This window comes from Streptomyces spinosus, from assembly GCF_020400655.1.
GTDB lineage: Bacteria > Actinomycetota > Actinomycetes > Streptomycetales > Streptomycetaceae > Streptomyces > Streptomyces argyrophylli.
Genome location: NZ_JAINRC010000033.1, coordinates 18,721 through 44,831 on the forward strand (window position 1 = coordinate 18,721; position 26,111 = coordinate 44,831).

A 26,111-nucleotide genomic window follows, 5' to 3' on the forward strand; every position below is an offset into this window, starting at 1 on the left:
GGCAGCCGGACGGGGAGAGGGTGAGCGGGGATGCCTCTGCCGTTACGCCGGGGCGCCGCCCCGCTGGTCGTGACCGGTGATCCGGTGGAGCAGCTGACCGACCCGGCGCCGGCCGCGCTCAGACAGCGGCTCGTCGACGCCGTCGCCGCACTCGACGGGGTCCGCACGGGTCCCTCGTACGTCTGCGTACGGGGGACCTGCGCGTTCCATCTCGCGCCGGTCCTCGCCCATGGGCCGGCCGAGGCGTTCCTGGCCGGTTCGGAGTTCGGGCACGTGCATCCGCCGTACGACGGGAGCGTCCACCTGATGCTGCCCGGCCGGTGGGCGCGGTGGGCCGTCGCGGCGGGGTGGGGCGTGACCGTCGTACCGCACGGTTCGCTGCTGCTCTACGGCCCGCGAGACGATGAGGAGACGGCCGTCGTCGAACTCCTTCTGACGCAGGCGTACTCGTACGCGCGCGGGGGAGCGTGCCACCTGCCGCCCTGACCCGGCTCCGGTGGTGGGGCAGAGCCCGGTTGCCGGTCATCCCGGCGCGTTCGACCGCGCAGACGGGCAGGAGTGCGGCGGCGCAGGCACCGGACATCCGCGCGGAAGGCTCAGGGAAGCCGTCCTCGTCGGTGACGGCGCCGAGGATGCGGCCGTCCTCAGCGTGCCACAGACCGCGCCGTGGACGTACGGCCAGGTGATCGCTCTGATGGCTGACCGTGCCCTCCGTGCCGGTGCGGGAACCGTGTTCGTCGCGGTCGGACACCAGGGCCGGCAGCTCCGACCTGCCGGGTAACCGGGCGGTATCGGACCGGGATGCCGACGGGATCAGCCGGTTGCACGGTGGTGGCACATCGAGAACGGGAAGCTGAAAGGAACGCGACATGCGGTGGTTGGGACGTGGAGCACTGGCCGTGGTCATGGTGGCGGTGATCGGCTGGGCAGGTGCCACGGCGGAATCCGCCGGCGCGCACACCGTCGACGGACGCAGCCTTGTCCTGGCCACCGATGTCGGCCCCACTCGCTGACAGCCGTAGCGCCCAGAGCCGGGAGGAGACCGTGATGACGGTGCACCAAGACCGGTTTCCGCTGGTTCTCCTGCCGGGACCGGACACCCCGGTGGCGGAGGTGAGCGGTCTGGCCCGTGCCCTGCCCGCCGCCCTGCGGCTGGTCGTGCTGCGCCCCGGCACAGAGGCGTCCACCCCGCCCGGCCCGCCTGAGGTCCTCGCCCGTCAGGTACGCGACGCGGGCGTGAGCGGCCCCTTCGCGGTGCACGGCTGGGGAACCGGCGCCCATCTGGGCCTCGCGCTGGCAGGAGTGTTCGAGCGGGCGCTCGGGCGCGCCGTCTGCACCACCCTGTTCGTGTCGGACGCGGTCGCCCCCGGTCGTACCACGACGTCGCCGGCCCCGGCCGACGTGCGCCGCACGGTCACCGAGAGCCGGCTCGTGGTCTGCACCGACCGGACGTCGGCGGGCTCCGACGGGGCCGGTCTGCGAGCGTGGTGCCGCCACTCCACGTCCGGCACGGAGTTCGTCACGCTGCCGTCGGGCCCGCGGGCGGCCCGTGCGGCAGCCCTGTCCCGGCTGATCGCCGCACGGTTGCTCCCGGCCGCGGGCCGCCCGTCCGCGACACGGGCGGCCCGGAGAGTGACAGCGCCTGTGCCGGGCGGTGACGTCGTGGCCGGCTCCGCGCCCTGACCGCCGAATCCGTCACCGCCCGCCCGCTACCGGCCGCCGCGCCCTGACGCGTCACACTCAGGGCCCGGCGGCCGGGTCCATCCCCGGCCTCGTGCCCAGCGCCATCGCCGCGGCGTGCTCCTGCGCCGCCAGGACGTGCCCGTCGGCGGCGGTCCCGTCGCCCAGGGCACGCAGCGACCGGGCCAGCCCCTGGTGCGCCCGGACCATCTCCGTGCGCAGCCCGATGCCCGTGGCCCGCTCCAGCGCGGCCCGGTGGCGGTCCACGGACCGCCGGTGCTCCCCGCGCGCACCGTCGATCCGGCCCAGCACGTTCTCGGCCGCGGCCTGTCTGGCCTGCGAGCCGTGGCCGCGGGCCAGGTCCAGCGCGTTCACCGCGTGCTCGTGAGCCGTGTCCGGGCGTCCCGACCGCAGTTCCGCCTCGGCCAGGTTGCACAGCACCAGCGAGGTCAGCGCCGGTGCGCGCAGCGATTCGCACAGCGTCCGCGCCCGGTCGAGGCACTCGGCCGCCGCGTCGAGCCGCTCCAGGCCGAGATGGGCGAGCGACAGATTGGCCAACGCGGTGACCTCGATCCCCGCGTCACCTGTGTCGCGGGCCAGTGCGGCGGCCCGCTGCCCGGCCTGCACGGCCTCCGGCAGATGCCCCAGGCGCTCCCTGGCGAAGCACAGGTTGGCCAGGGCCTGCGCCTCCTCCCGGGCGGAGCCCAGTGCGCGATGCGCCTCGCTCGCACGCGCCAGGTATCCGACGGCCTCCCGCAGGCGTCCGACGCTGGTGCACAGCACGCCGATCCGGCTCAGGCAGGCCGCCTCGATGCGGGGGTCTTCCAGCGTGGCGGCGATCTCCAGCGCCTCCTCGGACGAGGCGATGCCCTCCTGGAACAGATCACGCTGCCACTGGGCGACCGCCTGGTTGACCAGCGATACGCACAGCAGCTCCGGATCGCCCTCCTTGCGGGCGCTGTCCACGGCCAGCCGTGCCGTGTGCTCGAAATCGGAGAAGTGGTTCTGGGCGTGCAGATGAAAGCCGACGCCGCGACTGAGCCACGCGGCGTGCCGGTGCAGGCCGTGCTGGTCGGCGAGATGGACGACCGCCACAACGTTTCGCCACTCCTGGGCGAACCACTGCTGCGCCTCCTCGGGGCGCAGGGCCGGCGCCGCCACCGCCTCGGTCGGGGGAGCGCAGCCGTAGCGCACCCGTCCGGGAAACAGGGCGTCACACGCGCGTTCCAGGTCGGTCATCATGCGCGCGGCCAGTCGCCGCACCGCGGCGGAGCGCTGTGGGGCGTCGTCGGCCGGCAGGGTATGGGCGAAGCTGTGCACCAGGTCGTGGAAGGAGTACCGGCCGAACTCGAACTCCTGCAGCATATGCACGTCCAGCAGATACTCCAGGACCCGCTCGGCGCTGTGCGGATCGGTGTCCAGGAGGGCGGCGGCGACCGGCACCGCGAAATCGACTCCCGGGTACTGACTCAACAGCCTGAAATGCGCGCGGTGTTCGGGTGTCATGGCGTCGTACGACATCCGCAGGGCCGTCGCGACGCTGCGGTCTCCGGACTCCAGCTCGCCCATGATGCGTCCGTCGTCGCGGAGCCGCTCGGTGAGGTTCGCCAGCGTCCAGTGGGGACGCTTGCGCAGGCGGGCGGCGGAGACCCGCAGGGCGAGCGGCAGCCGGCCGCACAGCCGGACCAGGTGCGCGGCGGCGTCCGGTTCGGCGGCCACCCGGTCGGCGCCGAGGATGCTGCGCACCATCTCGACGCTGTCCTCCTCGGACAGCAGCCCCAGGGAGAGTCCTTCGGCGCCCTCCAGTTCGGGCAGCCGGACCCGGCTGGTGATCAGGACCAGGCTGCCGGGGGAGGCGGGCAGGAGCGGGCGTACCTGTGCCGCGTCGACAGCGTTGTCCAGGACCAGCAGCAGCCGTCGGCGGGCGCTGGTGACCCGCCACAGTGCGACGCGGCTGAGCACGTCGTCGGGCACGGACTTACCGGGCACCCCCATCGCCCGCAGCAGCACGCCGAGCGCCGTCGCGGGGGAGAGGGGTTCCTCCCCGGGGGTGAAGCCGCGGAGGTCGACGTAGAGCTGCCCGTCGGGATAGGTGTCGGCAAGACGGTGTGCCGCGTGCACGACCAGGGCCGTCTTGCCGCTTCCGCCCATTCCGTCGACGAGCAGGATGTGCGGGCTGGTGCGACCGCCCGTGGGGGACGGTGCGGTGACGAGTCGCTGTATCTCCTCGTGGCGGCCGGTGAAGTCCGCGAGGTCGTACGGCAGTGTGCAGGGGGCGGTCCCGGTGACGGCGAACGGCGGCTCGGCGGTGTCACGGGCGAGCGGTGGGGCGTCCAGTTCCGGGTCGGCGCGCAGGATCTGCTCGTAGAGGGCGGCCAGTTTGGGCCCGGGCATGATGCCGAGTTCCTCCGCCAGCGAGGTCCGCAGCCGCGTGTACTCCTCCAGCGCCTCCGCCTGTCGTCCGGCGCGGTAGAGGGCGAGCAGCAGGTGGCCGCGCAGCACCTCCCGGTAGGGGTGCGCGGTGACGGCCTCACGCAGTTCGCCGATGAGCCCACTCGCCTCGCCGAGTTCGAGGCGCAGTTCGAAGCACTGCTCGGTGGCGGTCAGGCGCTTCTCCTCCCACGCGGTCGCGGCGGCGTCGACGAGGGCGCCTCCCGTGCCGCCGAGGATGGGTCCACGCCAGGCGTCCAGTCCGGCTTTCAACTGCATGACAGCGTTTTCCAGAAGGCCTTCGGCGCGGGCTTCCTGCGCGCGCCGCATCCTGATGTCGAACATCCGCAGATCCAACTGGCCGTCCTCGAGCGTCACGCGGTAGCCCGGCGGTCCGGTGACGATGAACTCGTGCCCGGACGGTAACCGCCGGCGCAGTTCGGCAACCGCCTTGCGGACCTGGTGGACCGCCGTGGACGGCGGCTCCTCCTCCCAGACCGCCTCGACCAGCCGCGAGACGGGAACGATCCGTCCCGCCTCAAGCAGCAGCATGGCGAGTACGCGTTCGTTGATGGGGCCACCAGGTCTGATCCGCCGGTCTCCTGCCCAGATCTCGAGGGGGCCGAGTATGTGGAAGCGCACGTGAGGGGTGGAGTGCATGGCCAGTGCTCCAACTCGCGGTAAGTGCCACTGATTCCCCCGCAGGCCAGATGCCTCATATGTCCGAACTAATTGCTCGTTCAATCTACTTACCATTCCACGCTCCTGCCTCGGCCATGCACGCGCTGTTCGGACAGGTTGGTGACTGGTCGTTGCCGGGTGGCGGGCTGGGGCGGAGGTTGCGGGCACATCCACTTCAGGCGCCCATAAGGGTCGCGTTCGGGTTGTCCGTATCATTCACATCTTTTGGTGGCGTTGCCCGCGCGGCGGACGACACGTGTTCCTCCGGGCAGTCGGTATCCACGCGGGTCACCGCAGTGGTGCCTCTGGCGAACTCGGGCGAGGATCGCACGGCCAGCCGCTGTTCGTATCCGTTGAATCGACGCCTTGGCGCAACCTTCCCTTGCAGGGGAAGGCCCGGCGCCCAGGTGGGCGCCGGGCCAGGTCATGATCTGATCAGTGAGCGGACTGGGTGTGGTCCTGCTCCACGTACACCTTGAGGGCCTGGAACTCCTCGATCGCTCGCGGGCCGCACAGGTAGCCGTAACCGCTGCCCTTGACGCCGCCCTCCTCGAAGTCCTCGCTGATGGCTCCCCAGGTGTTGATCCATACGGTGCCGGTGCGGATGCGCCGGGCGATCCGGCGGGCCTTCATGGAGTCCGAGCTGAACACCGAGGCGGCCAGACCGTAGATGGTGGCGTTCGCCTTGGTCACGGCGTCGTCCTCGTCGTCGAAGATCTCGAACGTCTGAACTGGGCCGAAGACTTCTTCCTGCACGATCCGGACGTCGGTGCGGTCCAACTCGATCAGGCTCGGCCGGTAGAACGCACCAGCGGCAAGCGGGCCGTCGGTGACCACACCGCCGCGCAGCAGTACCGTGCCGTACGAGGTGGCCTCTTCCACGATCGCGTCCACCCGCTGGGCGGACGCCCGGTCGATCACCGGGCCGAGCTGGGCCTTCTCGTCGTCACCCGAGCCGAGCCGCACCTGCGCGAGCGCGTCGGTGAGGCGAGTGCGCACCTGGTCGGCGATGTCCCGGTGAACCAGTACGCGGGAGCCGGTGCAGCAGAACTGCCCGTTCATCAGCACCAGCGACTGCACCAAGGTCGGGATCACCATGTCCAGATCGGCGTCGGGGAAGATCACCATCGGCGCCTTGCCGCCCAGTTCCAGACCGAGCCGCTTGAGTGTGGGGGCGGCCGCGGCCGCGATGCGGCGCCCGACCGGCGTACTGCCGGTGTAGTTGATCACGTCGACCTTGTCCGAGGAGACCAGGAACGGGGCTCCGGTGTTGCCGGACTCGGTGAACACGCTGACCACGCCCGTCGGAAGTTCCGAGACCGAGGCCAGGACCTGTGCGAAGAGCTCATTGGTCAGCGCCGTCTGAGCCGGAAGTTTGACGACGACGGTGCAGCCGGCGGCCAGGGCCGGGCCCAGTGCCCGCACGGTCAGCATGATGGGGGAGTTCCAGGGAGAGATGATCCCGACGACACCGAGCGGCTCGGGCACCGAGTGGGTGTACTGGCCGGGTGCCGTCTCGGCGGCGCGCCCGGCGGTCTGGGTGCGTGCGGACGCCGCCGCGTACCGCAGCCACCCGACCGCACCGCCGACCTCCCACGTGGTCTCACCCAGCAGCTTGCCGTTCTCCCGGGACAACATGGCCGCAACCTCGGGCACCCGGGCCTCCAGGGCGTCGGCCAGCCGACTGAGCACGGTCGCCCGGAGCGAGGGAGTGCGCGCCCATTCGCTGGTCGCGAACGCGGCGGCGGCGGCGTCCACGGCGGCCGAGGCCTCTGCCTCGCCACCGTCGTAGAACGAGCCGACCACTGTGCCGTCGGCGGGGTTGATCGATTCCAGAACCGAGTCGGAGCCGGTCCACTGTCCGTTGATCCAGTGCTGCGCGATGGTGTTCATGACGTCGATCCTGTAATCGCTCCGATCGCGCGGGAAGGGACAGATCTTCGTCGTAACGCCAGTACCACCCTCAGACGGCGGAAGGTGAGGGACCATGGGGACATGAACGAACTCGGACAAGTCCTGCGAGCGTGGCGTGAACGACTGACTCCGGAGGCCGTCGGAATCCCTCACAACTCTCCCCGCCGCGTAGCGGGCCTGCGCCGTGGCGAGTTGGCGATGCTGGCCGGAATCTCCGTCGAATACGTGGAACGCCTGGAACAGGGTCGCTCCCTCACCCCCTCTCCCCAGGTCTGCACGGCCATCGCCCGCGTGCTTCGACTGTCCGACGACGAACAAGCACACCTCATGCGCCTGGCCGGGCACGCCGCGGGACCGGACCGGATTCCTCTGCTGATCCCGGCGAACCTGCACCGGCTGATGGAACAGCTCGCTGTCAATCCGCTGGCTGTCTACAGTGCCGCCTGGCAGTTGCTGCACTGGAACCCGCTTTTTGCTGCGACCTTCGGTGACCCGAGCTCCACCGACGATGACGGCCGCAACCTCGTACTGTCCCAGTTCGGGCCGGGGCCCGGACGAATGCGGCTGACCAAGGACGAACGGGACGCGTTCGAGGGCTCTCTCGTCTCCGACCTGCGTGCAACCACCAGCCGTTACCCGTCGGACCCTGCCCTGGCGGCGCTCGTCACGAAGCTGCGTCGTCTTCCGCGCTTCCTGTCGTTGTGGGCCCAGCCGACCGTGGGCGACCTCCAGAGTGCGCGCAAGATCGTGGTGCACCCTCTGGTCGGCGAGATCGCCCTCGAGTCCAGCGTCCTGACGATCCAGCCCGCGGACCTGCGCCTTGTGGTCTTTCTGCCACGCCCCGACACGGACGCCCGCAGCAAACTGGACCTGGCGGCCACGGTAGGCCTTCAGCAGTGGGTCTGAGCACCCGGGCCACGGTCCGCCGCGCGAGCCCGCCCAGCTTGGAGGTGCTGGGGCGGCTTCTCGTCGAGGAAGCGCCTCGGGTTGGCGAGGCGTAGCCGCGGGAGCCCGCTCCTGCAAGGTGGGTGTCGCCCAGCAGTCGGTGCTGCCGGCCACGGCGCTGCTGGTGATCGTCCGCACGTTCCCGGGTCACTGGGCGGTGCCCGCGGCGAGCCTGGTGGCGGCGACCGCCTCGGGCCGGGTCACCAAGAGTCGCTCGCCGACAGCCTCGCTCACCTCGTCTTCGGCGCAGGGCAATTGACGCGGATCCTTCGAAGCCGCACACGGCCCCGGGGAGCGGCGGATGACCGGGTGGCCACCGCGGTCCGTCAGCGCACGCACGGCACCAGGAACCCACCCCCAGAAGAGGGCCGAGACGCTCGCGTACAGCGCGGCTTGCGCCCCTGGCCTGGATCGCAGGCCCTCGCCCACAGGCAGCGGCCCTACCCGAAGACCGGATCATGCTCCCGAGTCTGTGCCGCCGCGGCACCCGGGGGCGTCGTGCCGTCAGGCAGCCCCGGCTGTCACAGGCGCCAGGAACGGATCCGGTCGGCCGCGCCGAAGACACCGTCCTTGCCCGCGATGAGGTCCTTGCACAACTCGACGAGTTCCCCGTACGGGGCGTCGAGTCCCTCCCCGCTGGCGTGCATGTAGGCAATGGTGACGGCGCACGCATAGCGCACGTTGAGGGACGGCAGCGGCCGCAGCAGGAGCAGCGTGTGCAGCAGCGCGGCGGCACGCCAGGACGCGTCCGGGTCGATACCGAGGCGGGGCGGGTCCACGCGGTGCCGGCCGACGGCTGCCACCAGGGCGGAGTAGTCGTTGATGTGAGGCTGGTCGGGCAGAGCGGTCTCGTGCTGCTCCAGGAGCCAGCGCACGTCGATGTGGATGGCGGGTGCCATGGATTCAGGCGGCCCTGCCCGTGGTGCCCGCGACGGGACCGTCGTCGATGCCCGCAGCGGCGATGGCATCGGCCAGCGCGGGGTCGGCGAATACCCGCTGGAACTCCTGCGCCGCGGCCTTGAGAGCCCGGTGGTGGGCTATGGCGTCAGCCGTGGAGGCCTTCACGAACGCCTTCATCGGCATCCCGTGCTCACGGGCGACCGCCCGGAGGTCTTCGAGCTCCGCATCGGAGAATTCCACGTTGAGTGCTGCCATGCCCTCAGGGTACCGCTGGGGTACCCAGGGCTCAATCCCCGCAGGTCAGAGTGGCCATCCCGGGTACCCGGCGGGGTCCAGGAAGGGATCTTGCGACGTCCGGTCACCACCGGCCGCCCGTGGCCGGCGTCCCGTTCGGAGCGTCATGCGCCGGTAGTACGGCAGGTCCGTGCGGCACCCCTTCGACCTGGCGCCGAGCCGCGCGCCCTCGGCGCCCGCCGGCCGGTGGTCATAGCGTGGCGTCCGTGCCACGGGACGCCGGGCAAGGGTGCAGTCCACCCGGTGGGAAGAGGGCCGGGGTGCTCTGCGGTCTCGTGCGGGGGTGGTCTCCTGCCGGGGCCCGTCGGCGGGTTCCGGGGTGGTCTCGTCTAGCACGGCTGGGTTGGTGGTGTCCGCAGCGACGCGCCGTGGTTCCGGCAATGAGGAGGCGTCAGAATGTCACCTGAAAGGCCTAATAGTATGTCAATCCGCTTTTTGCCTGGCCCATATGACATGCCATCAGCTGACAGTGAAGGGGCGAAGAATACCCTGTTCGGAGCTGGAACCCGATCTACCGATATGCCCGCCATGTCGGAAGTAGGTAAGTTCATTCACGAGCCGGCCGAGGGGCCGGCGTCTCTCTGCGCGACAGGAGATAGTGAGATGAAGGTTCGTTCGACCGTAGTCACCGCCGTCGTGTCGGCTGCCGCCGCCGTGGCCGCGACCGGCATCACCTACGCCTCGGCCGCCTCCGCATCGGTGCCCCAGGAAGCCCCCGCCGCTGTCGCGGCCGTGACCGGCGGCAACGGCAACGGCAACGGCAACGGCAACGGTAACGGCAACGGCAAGGGCAACGAGGGCAACAACAGCAAGGGCAACGAGGGCCGCAACGAAGGCCGCGGCAACGAGGGCCGGGGCAACGACAACGACGAGGACAACGAGGGAGGACGCGGCGGGGAGGAGGGCCGTATCCAGGTCAACGAGCGCTCCTACTCCACCCACCCCGGTGACTGCATCACCGTGGTCAGCGGCCTGGGCGCCAAGACCCTGAACGTCCGCAACGAAAGCCGCAAGACCGTCGAGGTCTTCCGCGGCGCCGTCTGCGACAACGGCGCCCCCATCGCCACCGTCGGCCCGCACAGCTCCAGCTACGGCGTCAAGCCCGACTGCACCGAGGGCATCGACGTCGAGGACGGCGTCGTCGCCAGCTTCCGCGTCATCAAGCGTCACCACGACGAGTACTAGACCACGGCCCACCACACACACAGAGTGGAGCCCCGGCCCGCCGGAATCGGGCCGGGGTCCCATTTTGACCCATCCACGTGACACCCACCCCGCCCACCGACCCGCCGGGCGCGGATCCCGGGCGAGCCGCAGCCACCGCCCACACGGCCGCCCCTTCCCGTCCCCGGCCGCCCCACCAGCACCTTCGTGCCCACCGCTGTGCCCACAGCCCGCCACCCAGCAGCTGTCCGACCCGCGCTTTCCCGGCTCGCAAACGGGTGAGGAGTGACATGAGCATCCGCCTGGTCGAAGACAGGAGCGACGACACCTACATCCTGCACAGCCTCACCCTCACCCTCACCCCCGCGCTGCCCTGGCTCGGACACCAAGCCCGCTGGCAGATGCACGGCCACCTCAAAGAACCCGTCGACCTGACCCGGGTCACCTGCAACGTGATCACGAAATACGGGCCGGTCAAACTCCTCGAGCAGAACTACACACTGCCCGACCTCCTCAAAACCCTGGGCGCAACACTCTCCGGCAACCCCACACCACCCGCCGGACCATGGCAGCAGACCTGGCACCTCACACTCCCCGAAGCCATCCCCCTCGCCGAACTCCGCATCCTGCTCCGCGCCCGCACCCACACCGGACACAACTTCCTCGCCCTCGACATCGCCCTCAACTTCAGCCACAAATACCGCCCCACCACCACCAGCACAGCACGCTCACACCTCCTCCAGGCCTCACACCAACGCTGATGTCCCGCCGGTTCCGCGTGAACTCGATCTCCTCGGGTTTGGCGTTGGGCTGCTGTTCGCCGGCCGTCCAGTAGAACGTGTCCCTCACCTGTCCTTTTCGCCGAGAGCGGCCTCCGGCCAGTCCAGCGATCCCGTCTGGGGGACAGCGTCCGCGAGGGCCTGACCGTTCCTGGTGGTGATCCGTGCGCGGCTGTTGTCGATCCACCGCTGCGCGTTCGCGTAGCCCTGGTCGCGGTGCTCAGACGCCCTGGATCATGCACTCCAGCTGGTCCGCGTCGCAGGCGCAGATCGCCTCAGGGGACTGTTGGTCTGATTCAGCGTCCCTGCCTCGTACAGGAAACGCGCCACCGCGGTCATCTCGTCGGTCACCGTCAGGCCTCTCTCGCGCCTCGGCGAGGCGGATACGGCGGCGCAGCCCGGCCCGCAGCGAACTGGCGCGCCGCGCCGCCTCACCCAGCGGGGCCGCCGAGAACCTCGTCGAGGTCGTCCTGCCGACGCGGGAACACGTGCGGTTGCTGCGTAGCGCACCGGGGGCCCTCGCCGCGGTGCTGAACGCGATCACGCAGTTCGAAGCTTGCTGGCGTTCCGGCCGATCCAGCAGAGCCCCGCCCAACCGGTGACGACGGTGCCGTCGAGCTTGGCCGCCGGTACGTGCGCGACGCCGCGTTGCTCCAGCCGGTACCGCAGCCGCGTGACCTGCCCCTACGCCTCGTCCGCGGTCACCCACGCGAACGGCACCCTAGCGGCAACTCGTCCGGGATGCCGGCCGCCCCGGGTCACCGCTCCCGGTCGTCTGTGCAGGCGTACGGCAGATGCGACATCCGGGTCCGCTTGAGTCGTCGACGAGGCACCGGCCGATGTCCGCCGCCCGCAGTGGCAGAGCGAGCCGCCCTTCGGCGCCCCCGGCACCGTTCGCGTGCGGCTCTTGCCGCGCCCTGTGTTCCCACGTTTCCGGTCGAAGGTATTGACGCTCACGACGGCCGGTGAGAACGTTCTCTCACTCCGCGGTGAGAGAACGTTCTCTCGCGGCGGAGGGACGTGCTGCACGTGTCATCGCTTCGGCCCCGTCGGCATCTGTCCCACCTGTCCTCTCGTCCGGGCCGGTCAGTCGGATCCGGACCTCAAGCACACGCGCGAGTGTCTCGGCATGCATGGAGGAGTTATGGGGAAGGCCCGTCCAGCGAAGAGAGGGGTTGCCGCGGTGGCCCTGCTGCTGCTCGCGGCGACCGGCTGCGGTTCCGGAGGGACGCCCACGGGGGCGGGCTCCGGAGGGCAGGCACAAGGGGTCGGCCGAGCGGGCGTACTGAAGATCGGCACCTCGAACAACATGAAGCCCTACGCCTACGAGGAGAACGGCAAGCTGACCGGCTTCGAGGTCGACCTGATCTCGGCAGCCGCGCGCGAGCTCAAGCTGGAGCCGCAGATCGTGTCCCTGGACTTCTCGGCGCTGCTGCCGGCGGTCGGCAACAGGCAGTTCGACGTGGCCGCCGCGGCGATCGGCATCACCGCGCCGCGCAAGAAGATGGTCGACTTCTCCGACGGCTATCTCGCCGGCTACTTCGGCGTCCTGACCAAGCCGGACAGCGGGATCACCTCCTCCGTCGCGAGCGTGAAGGGCAAGCGGATCGCCGTACTGCAGGGGTCCATCGAGGACGCCAACGCCGGCACGTTCCTGCCGGGCGCCGACATCGTCCGGTTCCCCGACGACAACTCCGCCGACCTGGCGCTGAAGAACAACCGGGTCGCCGGATTCTTCAACGACTTCGGACCCAATCTGGGCATCGTCAAGAAGTACTCGGACCTGCACCTGAAGCAGCCCATCACCCTCCCGGCCACCGACTTCCCCGCCGGCTGGGCGGTGCGTAAGGGCAACACCAAGTTGGCCGGTGAACTCGACGCCGCGCTCAGACAGCTGGTCGACGACGGCACCTGGCTGAAGCTGTACAAGAAGTACTTCCCGCAGGACCCGGTGCCCACCGGCAGCCAGCTGCCCCCCTACACCCCCAAGGGGTAGCCATGAACGCGTTCCTGCACAACTTCTTCGACTGGCGACTGATCGGCCAGGTGCTGCCGGACCTGCTCACCTACGGGCTGCGCAACACCCTGGTCCTCGCGGTGGCCTCCGCGCTGCTGGGCAGCGTCATCGGCCTGGTCCTGGCGGTCGTCGGCCTGTCGCACCGCTGGTGGCTGCGTCTGCCCGCCCGGATCTACACCGACCTCTTCCGGGGCCTTCCCGCGGCTCTGACCATCCTCATCGTCGGCGAGGGAGTGTTCTCCGCGCAGGTCAGCTGGCTGACCTCGCCGTACCCGGTGGCCATCCTGGCGATGAGCCTGATGTCGGGTGCGTACATCGGCGAGATCTTCCGCTCGGGCATCCAGAGCGTGGACAAGGGCCAGGGGGAGGCGTGCCGGGCCCTCGGGCTGACCCACGGCCAGGCACTGCGCCTGGTGGTGATCCCGCAGGGCGTGCGCAGGGTCCTGCCGGCCATGGTCAACCAGTTCATCGCCATCATCAAGGACTCCAGCCTGGTGTACTTCCTGGGCCTGGTCACCAGCCAACGGGAGCTGTTCCGCATCGGTCAGGACGACGCGATGACGACCGGCAACCTCTCCCCGCTGCTGGCCACGGGACTGTGCTACCTGCTGCTGACCGTTCCGCTGACCCACTTGGTCAACTCCATCGACCGGCGGCTGCGCGAAGGCTCCCGCCCGGCCGCCGCGGCTGACGAACCGTCCCTCGTGGACCCGAAAGAGGCCCTGGTATGACGACGCCGGATGTGGCGGTCCCCTCCCACTCGCACCGCTACGAGGGGACCTCGCTCGAAGCCCGCGACGTGCGGATGAGGTTCGGGCCCGTCGAGGTCCTGCGCGGCACGGACCTCCTCGCCCCGGCCGGCGAGGTGGTGTGCGTCATCGGTCCGTCGGGTTCGGGCAAGTCGACGCTGCTGCGCTGCCTGAACGGGCTGGAGACCCGCTCGGCGGGCCGGATCCTGCTGGGCGGCGAGGACACCTCGACCATGGACATCAACGTGCTGCGCCAGCGGGTCGGCATGGTCTTCCAGCACTTCAACCTGTTCCCGCACAAGACCGCGGCGCAGAACATCATGCTCGCGCTGCGGCACGTGAAGAAGATGCCGCAGGAACAGGCGGAGGCCATCGCCCGGCAGCGGTTGCGGGACGTGGGCCTGGCCGACCGCGCGGGACACCGTCCGGCCCAGCTGTCCGGCGGTCAGCAGCAGCGGGTCGCCATCGCGCGGGCCCTGGCCATGGAGCCGCAGGTGATGCTCTTCGACGAGGTCACCAGCGCGCTCGACCCCGAACTGGTCAAGGGTATCCTCCAATTGATGGCAGACTTGGCCCGGGGCGGCATGACCATGGTCGTGGTGACCCACGAGATGGGGTTCGCCCGGAAGGTCGCCGATACGGTGGTGTTCATGGACGCGGGAGTCGTGGTGGAGTCCGGGCCGCCCGAGCAGATCTTCGACGCGCCCTCCTCGCCGCGGCTGAAGACCTTCCTGTCGCAGGTGCTGTGATGCCGGCCGGCACAGGAGCCGCGCCCGGGCGCAGGCGTCCGACGGTGGCCGACGTGGCCCGCGAGGCGGGTGTCTCGGTGGCCACGGCCGGCCGGGCGCTGGGCAACTACGGTCGGGTCAGGGACGACCTGCGCGAACAGGTGCAGGCAGCCGCACAACGGCTCGGATACTCGCCCAACGCCGTGGCACGCAGCATGCGCTCCGGTGGCACGCGCAGCATCGGCTTCGTCGGAGCCGACATCTCCAACCCCTACTTCGCCACCGCGATGCGCGGCATCTGCGACGTGGCCCGCGAACAGGGATACGAGCCGATTCTCGCCAACAGCGACGACCGGCTGGAGGTGGAGCGCGCCGCGGTCAGCGTCCTGCTGGACAAGCAGGTCGAGGGCATCGTCGTGGCACCGACCTCGGTCACCGACGTCGCCCACCTGGAGCGGGCGAAGGAACTGGGCGTGCCGATCGTCCTGCTCGACCGGCACACCGGTGCGCTGGAGGCCGACAGCGTGGTCATCGACAACGAGGCGGCGGCGTACCAGGCGGTCGCGCACCTGCTCGGCCTCGGCCACCGCCGGGTCGGTCTGCTCGCGTGCGTCGACCCCGCGGAGGGCCCGGAACTGGTGACGCGGACCGGCACCGGGCGGCTGTCGGTCCGGGGCGCCGCCCGCCCGTCCATCGACCGTATCCGCGGCTACCTGGCGGCCGTGGACGACCACCGGGCGACCTCCTCGGCCGAGCTGATCCAGTACACGCCGCTCAGCGACGCGGCACAGGCCCAGCGCAGGGCGGAGGCCCTGCTGACGCAGCCGCAGCCGCCCACGGCCGTCTTCGCCACCGACAACGTCACCACGCAGGGCCTGTTCATGGCGGCACGCCGGCGTGGACTGGCGATCCCCGAGGACGTCTCCCTGGTCGGCTTCGACGACCTGGACTGGACCACGCTCGTCGATCCGCCGCTCACCGTGGTGGCCCAGTCACCGCTGGACATGGGCCGCGCCGCCGCGGCGCGCCTCTTCGAGCGGATCAAGGGCGACGACCGCCCGGCCGAGCGGATCGTGCTGCCGACCGAACTGGTCGTCCGCTCCAGCACCGCCGAGCACAGCCACGGCGTGCGCGCGCATTCCGGCTGAGCCACTCCGACCCCGGCTGATCCCCGTACCGCGACCCCCGGCTGCGCCCCCGTACCGCCTCCCCGGCTGATCCGCCGCACCCGCGTCGTCGGCCGGACCACCTTCAGGGCGCCGCACCCGATCCACGAGCGAACGAGACGCACTTGGGCGTCCCGTCCATGCCCTTCTCCCGAACACCGAGAGGTTTCTCCATGCGTACTTCCCCTTCCCGCCCCCGCGTCGCCGTCCTGGGCGGCGGTGTCATCGGGGTGGCAACCGCGACGCGGCTCGCCCTCCGCGGAGCACAGGTCGTCCTGGTCACCGAGTCCGAACTGGCCGACGGCGCGTCGGGCCGCTCTCTGTCCTGGCTCAACTCCTTCGGCGGCATGCGCTCCGAGGCCTACCACCACCTGCGGGTCCTCGGCATCGACCGCTACCGCACCTTCGCCACCCGCGTGCCGTCCTCCGACTTCCTGAGGTTCGACGGCGGACTGACCTGGGCGGCGCCGGGGGAGGACTCGCACCGCGCGGCGTTCGAGCACATGCGACGCAACGGCTACGACGCCGTGTGGCTGACCCGGGACGAGGTCCCGCGGTGGGCGCCCGGCGTCAACCCGGCCGCGGTCCCCGAGGAGGGCGCCATCTTCAACCCCGGTGAGGGCTGGGTGGATCTGGTCGCGCTCGTCCGGCACCTCGCCGGTGTGTTCACCGAGGCCGGCGGTGTGATCCGCGCCGGTGGTGGCGCCGCCGACGTGGTCGTCGAAGGCGGCCGGGCGGTCGCGGTGCGCACGGGCGCGGGGGAACGGATCGACGCCGACGCGGTCCTGCTGGCGACGGGCGCCGACGTACCGCGCATGGTTCGCCCCTACGGGGTCCGGATCCCGGACGCGACGCCGCGGGCGCTGCTGGTACGCACCAAGCCGGTCGACACGGCCCTGCGTGCCACGCTGAACACCCCCCGTGTGGCGCTGCGGCCCGCCCCGGGCGGGGCGCTGGTGATGGACTCCGATGCCTCGGCGGCCGAGGTGGTCGACCACGGGGACGGCAGCTACGAGGTCAAGGACTCCACCGTCGAGCAATTGCTGCGCGAGGCGACGGCGGTGCTGGCCGGCGATCCGCGGCTGGAGCTGGACTCCTACGGTGTGGGCCGCAAGCCGATCCCCGGCGACGGCGAGCCGGTCCTCGGTGAACTCGACGAGGTCCCGGGCCTGTTCGTCGCGTTCACGCACAGCGGCGCGACCCTCGCCCTCATCACCGGCGAACTGCTAGCCGACGAGATCACCACCGGCGAGCGCAGCCCGCTGCTGGCCGCGTTCAGGCCCGGCCGCTTCCGCTGACCACCGCCCCGGCACAGCAAGGGCCACGCATGACCACGCCTGTACGCATCGGTCCGGTCGGTCACGGCTTCGGCGGCCGACACTTCCACGCGCCGACGATCGCCTCCGCGCGGGACTGCGCGCTCCTCGGGGTGGTCACCACTTCGCCCGAGCGCCGCACCCAGGTCGCCCGCGACCTGGGCGCGCGGAGCGCACGCCGAACCCGTGCCGTCCACCCATGAGCGTTCTACCCCGCCTCCGCCGCGGCGCTCCGCGGCACCGGTGCGGTGCCCGTCGGTCCATGGGACACGGCGGTGACCGCCACCGTGCTGGACGCCGCCCGTACCAGCGCCCGCACCGGCCAGGCCGTACGCCCGCCCTGGCCCCGCACCCATTGCCCCCATCGACCCGGTGAAGGAGTCCAGCCCCGTGCGTGTCAACGACCCGGTCCTGCAACCCCTGCGGATCAACAACCTGACCCTCAAGAACCGGATCTACAGCACCGGGCACGCGCCGTCCGGCTACCTCGACGGCGGCGTGCCGGGCCTTCGGTACGAGCTGTACCACGAGGAGAAGGCCAAGGGCGGCATCGCCCTGACGATCATCGGGGGTTCGAGCAACGTCGCGGCGGACTCCGCCAACGTCTTCGACCAGATCAACGCCGGGGACGACGCCGTCCTGCCGTTCTACCGCTCCATCGCCGGCCGGGTGCACCGGCACGGGACCGCCATCATGATCCAGCTCACCCACCTGGGCCGGCGCTCCAGGTGGGACATCGACCAGTGGCTGCCCGCCCTCGGCCCGTCCCCGGTGCGCGAACGGGCCCACCGCAGCTTCCCCAAGCAGATCGAGCGCTTCGACATCGACCGGATCGTCACGGCTTACGGCACGGCCGCGCGAAGGGCACGAGAGGGCGGCCTGGACGGCATCGAGATCGCGGCCATGGCCGGCCACCTGATCGACCAGTTCTGGTCGCCGCGGACCAACCACCGCACGGACGAGTTCGGGGGAACCCTGCGGAACCGGCTGCGGTTCGGCCACATGGTGCTCGAAGAGGTCCGCAGACAGGTCGGCGACGACTTCGTCGTCGGCATGCGCGTCCCCGGCGACGAGGGCGCGGCCGACGGCCTCACAGCCGCCGACTGCGCCGACATCGCGACGGCCATGGCCGGCACCGGCAAGCTCGACTTCCTGTCCGTCGTCTACGGCTCCGGCAACACCGACCGAGAACTCGCCGACGTCATCCCCGTCTTCGGCCGGCCGCTGGGCGCCCACCTCCCGGTGGCGGCCGCGATCCGCGAGGCGGCCGGCGGCATCCCGATCTTCCACGCGGGCCGGATCGCCGACCTGCCCACCGCCCGGCACGCCATCGACGGCGGTCATGCCGACATGGTCGGCATGACCCGGGCGCACATCGCCGACCCGCACATCGTGGCCAAACTCCTCGCCGGGCAGGAGGAACGTATCCGCCCCTGCGTCGGCGCCACCTACTGCGCCTCCCGCGTGGAGACCTTCTGCCTGCACAACCCCGCGACCGGCCGGGAAGAGGTGATCCCACAGCTGGTCGGCCCCGCACCGGCCGCCAAGCGGGTGGTCGTGGTCGGCGGCGGTCCGGCGGGACTGGAGGCCGCCCGCGTCTGCGCGGCACGCGGTCACCAGGTCACGCTGCTGGAGGCCGCCGACCGGCTCGGCGGGCAGGTGATGCTCGCCGCGCGCACCCCACGGCACGCCGAAAAGGCCGGCATCGTCCACTGGCTGGCCAAGGAGGTGGAGCACCTGGGAGTGACCGTCCGACGTGGCTGCCTCGCGGAACCCGCCGACGTCCTCGCCCTGCGGCCCGACGTCGTGGTGGTGGCCACCGGCGGGCTCCCGAACACCGCCGTGGCCCAGAACGGGGAGGAACTGGTCGACTCGACCTGGGATGTGCTCGGCCGCAGGCCCCGGCCGGGCCACCGGGTACTGATCTTCGACGACCACGGAGGGGAGCAGGCACTGACCGCGGCGGAGTACCTGACCACCGCCGGCGCGCACGTGGAGCTCGTCACCCCCGACCGGACGGTCGGCGCCGATGTGACCGGTACCCTCTACCCGGACTACCTGCATGCCCTGTACGCACACGGCACGGTGCTGACCCCGGACCATCTCCTGCGCGCGGTCCGCCGCGAGGGCGGCGCACTGGTGGCCACGCTGGCCAACGCCTACACCGACGCGGTCTGCGAGCGGACCGTCGACCAGGTCGTCGTCGAACACGGCACCACCCCGGCCGACGACCTGTACCACCAGCTGCGGGCGGGCTCCCGCAACCTCGGCGAGACCGACGTGACCGCGCTGGCCGAGGGCCGGCCACAGGACCGGGTGACCCATGAGGGCGGGACCTACCAGTTGTTCCGCATCGGTGACGCGGTGGCCCACCGCAACGTCCACGCCGCGCTCCTCGACGCCCGCCGGCTGTGCGGCTCCCTGTGAAGGCCCCATCGCACCGGGGCGTACCGACCTGCGCCCAGGGACGGCCCGCCGGGACCGCCGAGGACGTGTCGCGCGAGCGCCCGTCGGCGGCCCCGGGCGGAAGGGTCAGCTGGTCGGACTGTTCTCCGCGCCCGTGAGGATGGTCCCGACCCGGTGAAGATCACCGGCAGAGCCGGCTCCTGGCCGCGCAGCGGTGGACCGGCGCACCGTGGCAAGGAGCCAGGCGCCCATCTCCGCACCTGCTCCGACCCCGCGAGCGGGGGCGGGGCGGGGTGGATTGTCGGCCAACATCAGGCCCGAACAAGGCATCACGTCACACAGGCCTCTCTCGTCGGGTCCGGAAGCAGTTGGATGACTTCCACTCGGCACTGTCATCCGGGTGCCGTGCCAAGACAGGAGTGGAAGATGTTCCCAGTCAAACGAAGCCTCGCCGCAGCGGCCGTCGCCGGAGGGGTTCTGCTCAGCATGGCCGGTCCCGCCGTTGCTGCTGACGCCCCTCGGTCGAAAGCATCACCCCACGCCTCCGTCGTCTGCTCCGTCGTACCCATCGACGCCACCATCCGGAGCACACCCGGAGGCCAGACTGTCGGAACCATGCACTCCGGCGACCGGTTCCGCGTGGACAACTTCAACGACAACGTGTGGGTGATCGGCGCGGGGTACCGCCTGGAGAGTGGCTACCTCATTGCCGCCGGGTACACCCTGCGCAGCAATCTCATCTGCAACCTCTGAGCCCAGATCACGGACGCGGGAACCTCTCACCTGCCGGTGCACAGCCCAACTGGGGGAGAGGAAGGCCTTCGACCTCCACGGCTTCCGGCTCGCCCGGAACATCCCGTTGACGGGTGGCGCGCATCCTCACGCGGGTGCGGGCAGCGTGTCGAAAACGGACTCCATGCGACGTGCCAGGTCCAGGAGCTCCCTGTCATGCCCATAAGCGCCATCGATCTCCAGCCCGACAGGCAGGCCGTGAGCGCTCAGACCGATGGGGATGCTGATACCAGGCAGGCCCGCGCCACTGGCGGGAACGGTGTTCTTTGCGAGAAACAGTTCACTGACTTCTTCGCCCGCGACCTCGAACCTCGCCCGGTGCTCGATCAGCGGTGCGGGACAGGGCGTCGTCGGAAAGAGGAGCGCATCGAACCCGTGCGTGAAGACCTCACCGAGCCGGCGCTGGAGTTCCGGGCGCTCGACGGACAGTGTCGCCTCGTAGCTCTCCCGCGACAGATATCCCTGCCCACTCGGCAGCACGAGATGGCTCCACACCTCTTTGAGCTCGGGCTTGAGCCCGTTGTAAATCTCATCGAAGGAAACCGGGAAATTGTTCTGCCGCAGGAATTCTGTTACGGATTCCATCGTCTCCCGGAAGAACAGGTTCCACGTCAGCCGGTCCGCCAGCGACGAGAAATCCTCACCGAGGTCGATCTCGACAACCTCGGCACCAGCGTCCCGCAGACGCAGGAGCGCATCATCGAAATGCTTTTCGGTCTCGGGGTCGATCAACTCCATGTACTGCCGGGGAGCGTAGGCGAACCTCGCCCCCTGCAGACCGGACCGACCGGAACGGGGAGCGACCGCATCCTCCGTGACGACCTGGTCGATCAGCGCGCAGTCTTCTACGCTGCGCGCCAGGACGCCTGTCGTGTCGAGCGTGTGCGAAACCGGCGCGACGCCACCCCTCGGCCACCGTCCCGTGGTCGGCTTGAAGCCCACCACCCCACACAGTGAAGCGGGAACCCGGATGGAACCGACCGTGTCGCCCCCCAGCGCCGCAGGCACGAGGCGGGCCGCGACGGACGCTCCGGAGCCACTCGAAGACCCTCCCGGCACGCGGTCGTGGCCGTAGGGATTCTTCACCTGTCCATAGCGGCTGTTGTGTCCGGTCAGCCCGAACGACATCTCAACAAGGTTGACTTTGCCGAAGACGATACCGCCGGCATCCCTGATCGAGCCGACCACGTCGGAGTCCTCGGCCGGCACGAAACTTCCCAGAGCCCCGACTCCCAGCGTCGTGCGAAGACCACGTGTCGCGTAGCTGTCCTTCACCCCGATCGGGACCCCGAGGACGGGAGCGCGGGAACCCGACGCACGTGCCTTGTCCGCATCCCTGGCCGCGGTCAACACGGCGGATTCGTCCATCGTGATGAAAGAATTGAGATCCGAATTCTTCCGCGCGCGCCGCAGAAGTGCGGCCGCGTACGACTCGGACGTGATGTCGCCGTCACGGATCGCGGCGGCCGCAGCGGCCACACCCAGTTCGGCCAGTTCGTCGTCCCCTGGAACCGGCACCGAGCCGACGGGGAACACCTTGTCCTGCATGATCACCTCTCTTGTGTCGGAAAGTCCATCTGCCCGAACGGTTGCAATAGCGCGTCGGGGCCGATGTGCACCGGACCGAGCCTTACCGGCCGTCCGCCGCGCCTGCGGAGAGGGCGGGGGGCACCGGCACGTCCAGGACTCGGAGGAGGTGGACGACCTTGCGGTCCAGTTCCAGCCCCACGGCAGCGATGTCCGGAACGCCGAAGCTGGCGAATCGGGTGCTGGGCTGGTCGAGGGAGAACCGCGTGACGCCCTGCGCGTCTTGGTGAATCGTCGTGCGCAGCGGGGCGTAGAGCATCACCGCCGGGTCGTGCCGGTACATGCGCTCGGCAATCGTGTGGTTTCCCATCAGGTAGGTGACGCAGGATCCCGGATCGCCTGCGAGCTGCATGGTTTCGCCCACATCGGTGCTCCAGAACCGCATGAATCCGTGCGGTGCGTTATCCGCGGCGGCGGCCAGTACGGCGTCCCAGCTCGCTCGCTCGGCGCGAAGCTGCGCCATCCGGTCCAGGTCCAGAGCCGGCACCGCAGCTTCGTACCGGGCCCTGAAATCGTCGAAGGACGTTCCGGTGTCGATCGACCACCGGACGACCTCGTGGGGGACTGCGACGAAGTTCTCGATGGACATGCTTGATCGTCCTTTCCGATGTGCCAGTCGTGAGAGATGAGGTCCGTCCGGCCGCGGATCATGGACCGGTGGCGCCCGGGCCTCCCGGCCAGGGCTCCCTTACGGCCGCTCGGCGTGGGCCGTGAGCTGCCGTATGCGGTCCGATCGCGACGGCTGCCGCGGTGGCCCCCAGATCGGTGCACCACCTGAGCCGAACCCGCCGGCATCAGTGTCTGCCTGTGGATACCGCCGCGCTCGGCGGGAGCGACCGACGGGGCAGGACCAAGAGGCCGGAGGAACCTCCATGAAGTAAAGTGATCGCTGTACTTAATCGACCTTAGCGCGCCTGCCAGGGGAAGTAAAGCGATCGGTATACTTGTCGCATGGCGACGAGCGAAGCAACGGCAGGTACACCCCGCCGGGGCGGGCGCGGGGCGCGGGAGCGCATCCTGCGTGCCGCGGTCGAGCTGTTTGCGCGTGACGGCATACACGTCACCGGTATCGCGAAGCTGACAGACGTGGCGCAGGTGTCGACCCGCACGTTCTACCAGCACTTCCCGAGCAAGGAGGCGTTGGTCAGCGCGTACCTGCAGCGTGTCGAGTCAGACCCGGAAGGCCCTGTGCACGGTGAGACCGTTCTGGAGCGCAGCGGCCTCAGCGCGCGCGAGCGTCTGCTGGCGCTGTTCGCCGACTCTCCGCCGGCAAAGGTCGTGCGCGGCTGTCCACTGCACAACGCCGCCGTAGAAGCGGCTGGGACGATGCCCGAGGCGGCAGCACTGGTCGAGCGTCACAAGAGAGAGTTCACCGAGCGCCTGGTCAAGACCGCCGCCGAGGCGGGTGCGCACGAGCCCGAAACTCTCGGACGCCGGCTCGCTGTCTTGTTCGAGGGCGCCAACGCCCTGTCCACCTCGCTCAACGACACGCTTCCGTATCAGGACGCCCGGGAACTGGCCAGAACGCTGATCGACCAGGCGACAGAAGGCGTACCGCTGTGACCACCTCCGCAGACGCGGACTGATGTCGGGCTCGTGGTGGTGTCGGGCTGATGGGCGGCGGTCTCCTGCGGTATCGCCGGGGTGAGGCGGGTCCGGTGATCGCCAGGGGCGTGCGCAAGCTGCTGGTGCGCAAGGGCTGGTCCTGCCGGACCCCCGCCCGCCGGGCCCTGCAACGTGACGACGTGGCCGTCGCGCTGCGTGGTCTGGCCGTCGTCGCGCCCCTCGAAACAGGCGCCGCAGCAGCCTTCGCCCAGCCGGACGCGTCCGGCTCCACAACCACCCGGAAGGCCGTCACGCACGGAGCGGCGGGTGGGGACCGCGTGCCGCCCGGACAGACCCGGGGCGCCGTCACCCGTGACTGCCCGGCGGGCACGCTGATCAGCGGCGGCGGCAACCTGGCCACCTCGGACAGCACCTTCGTCACGAGCCGCAGCGGTCCCCGCATCCCCTACGACGGCCGACCCCTGCACTGGCCGGTCGCGCGGAATCGGTTCGCTCGGTCCTGGCCGGGTGACGGCGGGGGAGGGGTGGCTCGGTGGGCGGGCGGGGGTGGTCCGCCTGGTGGGGTGGCGGTCAGGTCAAGAGGTCAAAAGGTCCAGCAGGGTTCGCGCTTCGGCCCTGGCGATGGTCACGGCGGGCTCGGTGAGGCCGCACAGGCGCAGGCAGGACGATGCGATGGCGTCGGTGTCGGCTGCTTCCGGCTCACGGGAGCGTCGTATCTGGATGACGACCTCGACCAGCTGGATCAGCAGTTCGCCGAGGTGGTCGGTGCTCAGTCCGCGGGTGACGGCCTGGGCCGCCGCCAGGGTGCCGAGGGCGCCGTAACTCGCCTGGAGCCGGCCTCGTTCGGCGCGGAAGGCGTCGAACCGCTCGGCCTGTACCTCCGGCAGGAGATAGAGCGTGCCGATGTTGTACGGGGTGCGCAAGAGGGTGCGTACGTCCATCGCGGCCACCGCGTAGAGCGCCGCTGCCGGATGCGCCCGCTCCGGTACCAGCGCCCGGATCTGCTCCACCATCCGCAGGCTGGGCCGCACGGACGTGGCCAGCAGCTCGGCGAGGATCTCCTCCTTGGTGGCGAAGTGGTAGTAGAGCGAGGCCTGTCTGATGCCGACCCGTTCGGCGATCATCCGGGTGCTGGTACCGGCGATCCCGCGTTCGACGAAGAGCGCTCCGGCGGCGTCGAGGATCTGTTCCCGGGCGGAAGTGCCCGGGTCGGACGGCGGCGTGTGCCGGGGTCTGCCTTGGCGGGGACGCGTCACGGTCATGGTTTCCATGCTGCCATCCCGCCGCGTCCCCTCCCTTCGGGTGGTCCGGTCGCACGGTGCCGTCACGCGGACCCCGTATAGGCCCGCCAGCCGCCGAAGCGGGTGATGTCGGGCGCGCCCCGGACGGCGTACGGCTCCACCAGGAAGCCGCTGACCTGCCGTCCGTCGGCCAGTTCGACGGTGCCGATGGCCATCGGTGCGGGAACGGCCGCGACGAACGCTGCGAACCCGGCGGCCGGCAGACGCCAGATCTCGCCCTCGATGCCCCCTCCGGGACCCTGGCCCGTCCCGCCGTCGGCGACCCGGACCAGGCCGGGCTTGGGCGGGTCGGTGGGCAGGGCGTACAGGCGGTAGCCGGTGGCGGTGCGGTCGGGGCCCGCCAGGGTGCCGCCCGCCTGCACCAGTTGGACGTTGAGCGGCTGTCCCGTCAGGTGGGCGCCGGCCACGAAGAGGTCGAGCTGCGGCGCGGCGAGGCGTTCGGCCAAGACGGCCAGGGCGCGGTCGGAGAACGCCGGGCCGGTGAGCATCACGCCGAAGGGGAGACCGTCCACGCATCCCGCGGGGACGGCGAGCGAGGCGTAGTCCAGCAGGTTGGCGAAGTTGGTGAAGCGGCCCATCCGGGCGTTGGCGGCGACGGGGTCGGCCGCCACCTGCGTCAAGGGTGGGATGCCAGGTGGTCGTAGGGGTGAGCAGTGCCGCGCAGCCGTCGAGGGCCGCGCGTCCGGCGGCGCCGAGCGCGGCGAGCCGGGCGGTGTCGGCGGCCCAGTCGGCGGCGGTCTTCTCCCGGCCGGCCAGCACGATGGAGGCGACGGTGGCATCGAGATCCGTACCGATCAGGTCCCGGTGCTTGTCCACGTGTCCGCCCACGGCGGCGTACCGTTCGGCGACGAACGCACCGCCGTACAGCAGTTCCGCGGCCCGGAGCAGCGGGGTGACGTCGGTCTCCACGATGTCCGCGCCGGTGGCCGCCAGGCGGGCGACCGTGGCGTCGAAGGCCTCGCGCCAGCCGTCGGCCATGCCGTCCAGGTGCTCCGCGGCCGGGACGGCGATCCTGGGGCGCGCGGGCGGCGGCGGGAGCTGGGTGCCGGTGCGGGAGAGCGGGTCGGCCGGGTCGGGGCCCTCGACGATCTCGGCGGCGGTGCGGGCGAGCCGCAGGTCGCGGGCGAAGACGGTGACGCAGTCGAGGGTGTAGCAGGCGGGGACCACGCCGGTCACCGGCACCAGGCCCTTGGTGGGCTTGACCCCGACGATGCCGTTGAGGGCGGCGGGCACCCGCCCGGAGCCGGCCGTGTCGGTGCCCAGCGCGAGGTCGGCGATGCCGAGGGCGACCGCGACGGCCGAACCGGAGGACGACCCGCCGGAGATGCGGGTGGTGTCCCAGGCGTTGCGTACGGCGCCGTAGGGACTGCGGGTGCCGACCAGGCCGGTGGCGAACTGGTCCAGGTTGGTCTTGCCGAGGACGACCGCGCCGGCCGCGCGCAGCCGCGCCACCGCGGGCGCGTCGGCCGCGGGCCGGTAGGCGTACGACGGGGCGCCCGCGCTCGTGGGCAGGCCGGCGACGTCGATGTTGTCCTTGACGGCCGCGACCAGGCCGGCCAGCGGCAGCGCCGGATCGATCCCGGCGGCCTCGGCGAGCACCTCGTCGCGGGGTCTGAGGTGGATCCAGATCTCGGGCCGGCCCGCGCTGCGGATGCGGTCGTAGGCGGCCTCGACGCGTGCGGCCGGCGTCATGGCG

At 70.7% G+C, this 26,111-nt stretch carries 23 protein-coding genes and 2 pseudogenes; 16 read left to right on the top strand and 9 right to left on the bottom strand.

Annotated elements, in window-relative coordinates; translation table 11 throughout:
• Window positions 1-30 precede the first annotated feature (30 nt).
• The 3 genes from LG395_RS39035 (at window position 31) to LG395_RS39045 (ending at window position 1,683) form a co-directional block, all read left to right on the top strand.
• Window positions 31-486 (top strand): luciferase domain-containing protein, encoded by a 456-nt coding sequence (locus tag LG395_RS39035; RefSeq protein WP_225814082.1) that lies wholly within the window; start codon window positions 31-33, stop codon window positions 484-486.
• Window positions 487-869: 383 nt separating this feature from the next.
• Window positions 870-1,013, top strand: a complete 144-nt coding sequence (locus LG395_RS39040) for a hypothetical protein (RefSeq protein WP_225814087.1) — start codon at window positions 870-872, stop codon at window positions 1,011-1,013.
• Window positions 1,014-1,047: 34 nt separating this feature from the next.
• Window positions 1,048-1,683, top strand: coding sequence for a hypothetical protein (locus tag LG395_RS39045; protein ID WP_225814089.1), 636 nt, complete (start codon window positions 1,048-1,050; stop codon window positions 1,681-1,683).
• 57 nt (window positions 1,684-1,740) lie between these two features.
• Here the strand turns inward: LG395_RS39045 and LG395_RS39050 are convergent, their stop codons facing one another.
• Window positions 1,741-4,770 (bottom strand): AfsR/SARP family transcriptional regulator, encoded by a 3,030-nt coding sequence (locus tag LG395_RS39050; RefSeq protein ID WP_225814090.1) that lies wholly within the window; start codon window positions 4,768-4,770, stop codon window positions 1,741-1,743.
• Between the two features lie 456 nt (window positions 4,771-5,226).
• Window positions 5,227-6,684, bottom strand: a complete 1,458-nt coding sequence (locus tag LG395_RS39055; RefSeq protein WP_225814092.1) for an aldehyde dehydrogenase family protein — start codon at window positions 6,682-6,684, stop codon at window positions 5,227-5,229.
• Between the two features lie 102 nt (window positions 6,685-6,786).
• On the opposite strand from LG395_RS39055, the gene LG395_RS39060 reads away from it, so the two are divergent.
• Window positions 6,787-7,611 (top strand): helix-turn-helix transcriptional regulator, encoded by an 825-nt coding sequence (locus LG395_RS39060; RefSeq protein WP_225814094.1) that lies wholly within the window; start codon window positions 6,787-6,789, stop codon window positions 7,609-7,611.
• Window positions 7,612-7,729: 118 nt separating this feature from the next.
• Entirely contained in the window at window positions 7,730-7,909 is a 180-nt protein-coding gene (locus LG395_RS39065) for a hypothetical protein (RefSeq protein WP_308071487.1), read from the top strand.
• A 262-nt stretch (window positions 7,910-8,171) separates the two neighbouring features.
• On the opposite strand, the gene LG395_RS39070 is transcribed toward LG395_RS39065, so the two are convergent.
• Both LG395_RS39070 and LG395_RS39075 read right to left on the bottom strand, forming a co-directional pair.
• On the bottom strand, window positions 8,172-8,549 hold the full coding sequence (locus tag LG395_RS39070) for a toxin Doc (RefSeq protein WP_225814096.1): 378 nt from the start codon (window positions 8,547-8,549) through the stop codon (window positions 8,172-8,174).
• A gap of 4 nt (window positions 8,550-8,553) precedes the next feature.
• On the bottom strand, window positions 8,554-8,805 hold the full coding sequence (locus LG395_RS39075; RefSeq protein ID WP_171150042.1) for a hypothetical protein: 252 nt from the start codon (window positions 8,803-8,805) through the stop codon (window positions 8,554-8,556).
• A 642-nt stretch (window positions 8,806-9,447) separates the two neighbouring features.
• Between LG395_RS39075 and LG395_RS39080 the strand changes: the two genes are divergently transcribed.
• Together LG395_RS39080 and LG395_RS39085 are read left to right on the top strand one after the other, a co-directional pair.
• On the top strand, window positions 9,448-10,029 hold the full coding sequence (locus LG395_RS39080; RefSeq protein WP_225814054.1) for a hypothetical protein: 582 nt from the start codon (window positions 9,448-9,450) through the stop codon (window positions 10,027-10,029).
• Window positions 10,030-10,298: 269 nt separating this feature from the next.
• Window positions 10,299-10,769, top strand: coding sequence for a hypothetical protein (locus LG395_RS39085; RefSeq protein ID WP_225814098.1), 471 nt, complete (start codon window positions 10,299-10,301; stop codon window positions 10,767-10,769).
• 84 nt (window positions 10,770-10,853) lie between these two features.
• On the opposite strand, the pseudogene LG395_RS41845 reads toward LG395_RS39085, so the two are convergent.
• A pseudogene (locus LG395_RS41845) lies at window positions 10,854-11,076 on the bottom strand (HD domain-containing protein); the annotation flags it as partial.
• Between the two features lie 894 nt (window positions 11,077-11,970).
• Between LG395_RS41845 and LG395_RS39095 the strand changes: the two are divergent.
• The 8 genes from LG395_RS39095 (at window position 11,971) to LG395_RS39130 (ending at window position 19,922) form a co-directional block, all read left to right on the top strand.
• Window positions 11,971-12,783 carry an ABC transporter substrate-binding protein gene (locus tag LG395_RS39095; protein ID WP_225814100.1) on the top strand — a complete coding sequence of 271 codons (813 nt, stop codon included), beginning with the start codon at window positions 11,971-11,973 and terminating at the stop codon, window positions 12,781-12,783.
• Window positions 12,784-12,785: 2 nt separating this feature from the next.
• Window positions 12,786-13,535 (top strand): amino acid ABC transporter permease, encoded by a 750-nt coding sequence (locus LG395_RS39100; RefSeq protein WP_171150039.1) that lies wholly within the window; start codon window positions 12,786-12,788, stop codon window positions 13,533-13,535.
• Complete coding sequence (locus LG395_RS39105; RefSeq protein ID WP_308071488.1) at window positions 13,532-14,302, top strand: amino acid ABC transporter ATP-binding protein; 771 nt, start codon at window positions 13,532-13,534, stop codon at window positions 14,300-14,302. The genes LG395_RS39100 and LG395_RS39105 overlap by 4 nt, the downstream gene beginning before the upstream one ends.
• A complete protein-coding gene (locus LG395_RS39110; protein WP_225814102.1) occupies window positions 14,302-15,429 on the top strand; it encodes a LacI family DNA-binding transcriptional regulator in 1,128 nt (375 codons plus the stop codon). The genes LG395_RS39105 and LG395_RS39110 overlap by 1 nt, the downstream gene beginning before the upstream one ends.
• Before the next feature lie 191 nt (window positions 15,430-15,620).
• A complete protein-coding gene (locus tag LG395_RS39115; protein ID WP_225814104.1) occupies window positions 15,621-16,745 on the top strand; it encodes an NAD(P)/FAD-dependent oxidoreductase in 1,125 nt (374 codons plus the stop codon).
• Between the two features lie 29 nt (window positions 16,746-16,774).
• On the top strand, window positions 16,775-16,966 hold the full coding sequence (locus LG395_RS39120; protein WP_225814106.1) for a hypothetical protein: 192 nt from the start codon (window positions 16,775-16,777) through the stop codon (window positions 16,964-16,966).
• A gap of 187 nt (window positions 16,967-17,153) precedes the next feature.
• A complete protein-coding gene (locus LG395_RS39125; RefSeq protein WP_225814107.1) occupies window positions 17,154-19,190 on the top strand; it encodes an oxidoreductase in 2,037 nt (678 codons plus the stop codon).
• A 594-nt stretch (window positions 19,191-19,784) separates the two neighbouring features.
• The gene (locus LG395_RS39130; RefSeq protein ID WP_171150036.1) at window positions 19,785-19,922 is read left to right on the top strand and encodes a hypothetical protein; all 138 of its coding nucleotides are present in this window, start codon (window positions 19,785-19,787) and stop codon (window positions 19,920-19,922) included.
• Window positions 19,923-20,048: 126 nt separating this feature from the next.
• Here LG395_RS39130 and LG395_RS39135 read toward each other — a convergent pair whose 3' ends face one another.
• Window positions 20,049-21,509 carry an amidase family protein gene (locus tag LG395_RS39135; RefSeq protein ID WP_225814109.1) on the bottom strand — a complete coding sequence of 487 codons (1,461 nt, stop codon included), beginning with the start codon at window positions 21,507-21,509 and terminating at the stop codon, window positions 20,049-20,051.
• Between the two features lie 82 nt (window positions 21,510-21,591).
• Window positions 21,592-22,137: a DUF302 domain-containing protein gene (locus LG395_RS39140; protein WP_225814111.1), complete on the bottom strand. Its 546-nt coding sequence runs from the start codon at window positions 22,135-22,137 to the stop codon at window positions 21,592-21,594.
• A 362-nt stretch (window positions 22,138-22,499) separates the two neighbouring features.
• On the opposite strand from LG395_RS39140, the gene LG395_RS39145 reads away from it, so the two are divergent.
• Window positions 22,500-23,111, top strand: coding sequence for a TetR/AcrR family transcriptional regulator (locus LG395_RS39145; protein ID WP_225814113.1), 612 nt, complete (start codon window positions 22,500-22,502; stop codon window positions 23,109-23,111).
• 578 nt (window positions 23,112-23,689) lie between these two features.
• Here LG395_RS39145 and LG395_RS39150 read toward each other — a convergent pair.
• Both LG395_RS39150 and LG395_RS39155 read right to left on the bottom strand, forming a co-directional pair.
• Window positions 23,690-24,376: a TetR/AcrR family transcriptional regulator gene (locus LG395_RS39150; RefSeq protein WP_225814115.1), complete on the bottom strand. Its 687-nt coding sequence runs from the start codon at window positions 24,374-24,376 to the stop codon at window positions 23,690-23,692.
• A gap of 62 nt (window positions 24,377-24,438) precedes the next feature.
• Window positions 24,439-26,107, bottom strand: a pseudogene (locus tag LG395_RS39155) (allophanate hydrolase).
• Window positions 26,108-26,111 lie beyond the last annotated feature (4 nt).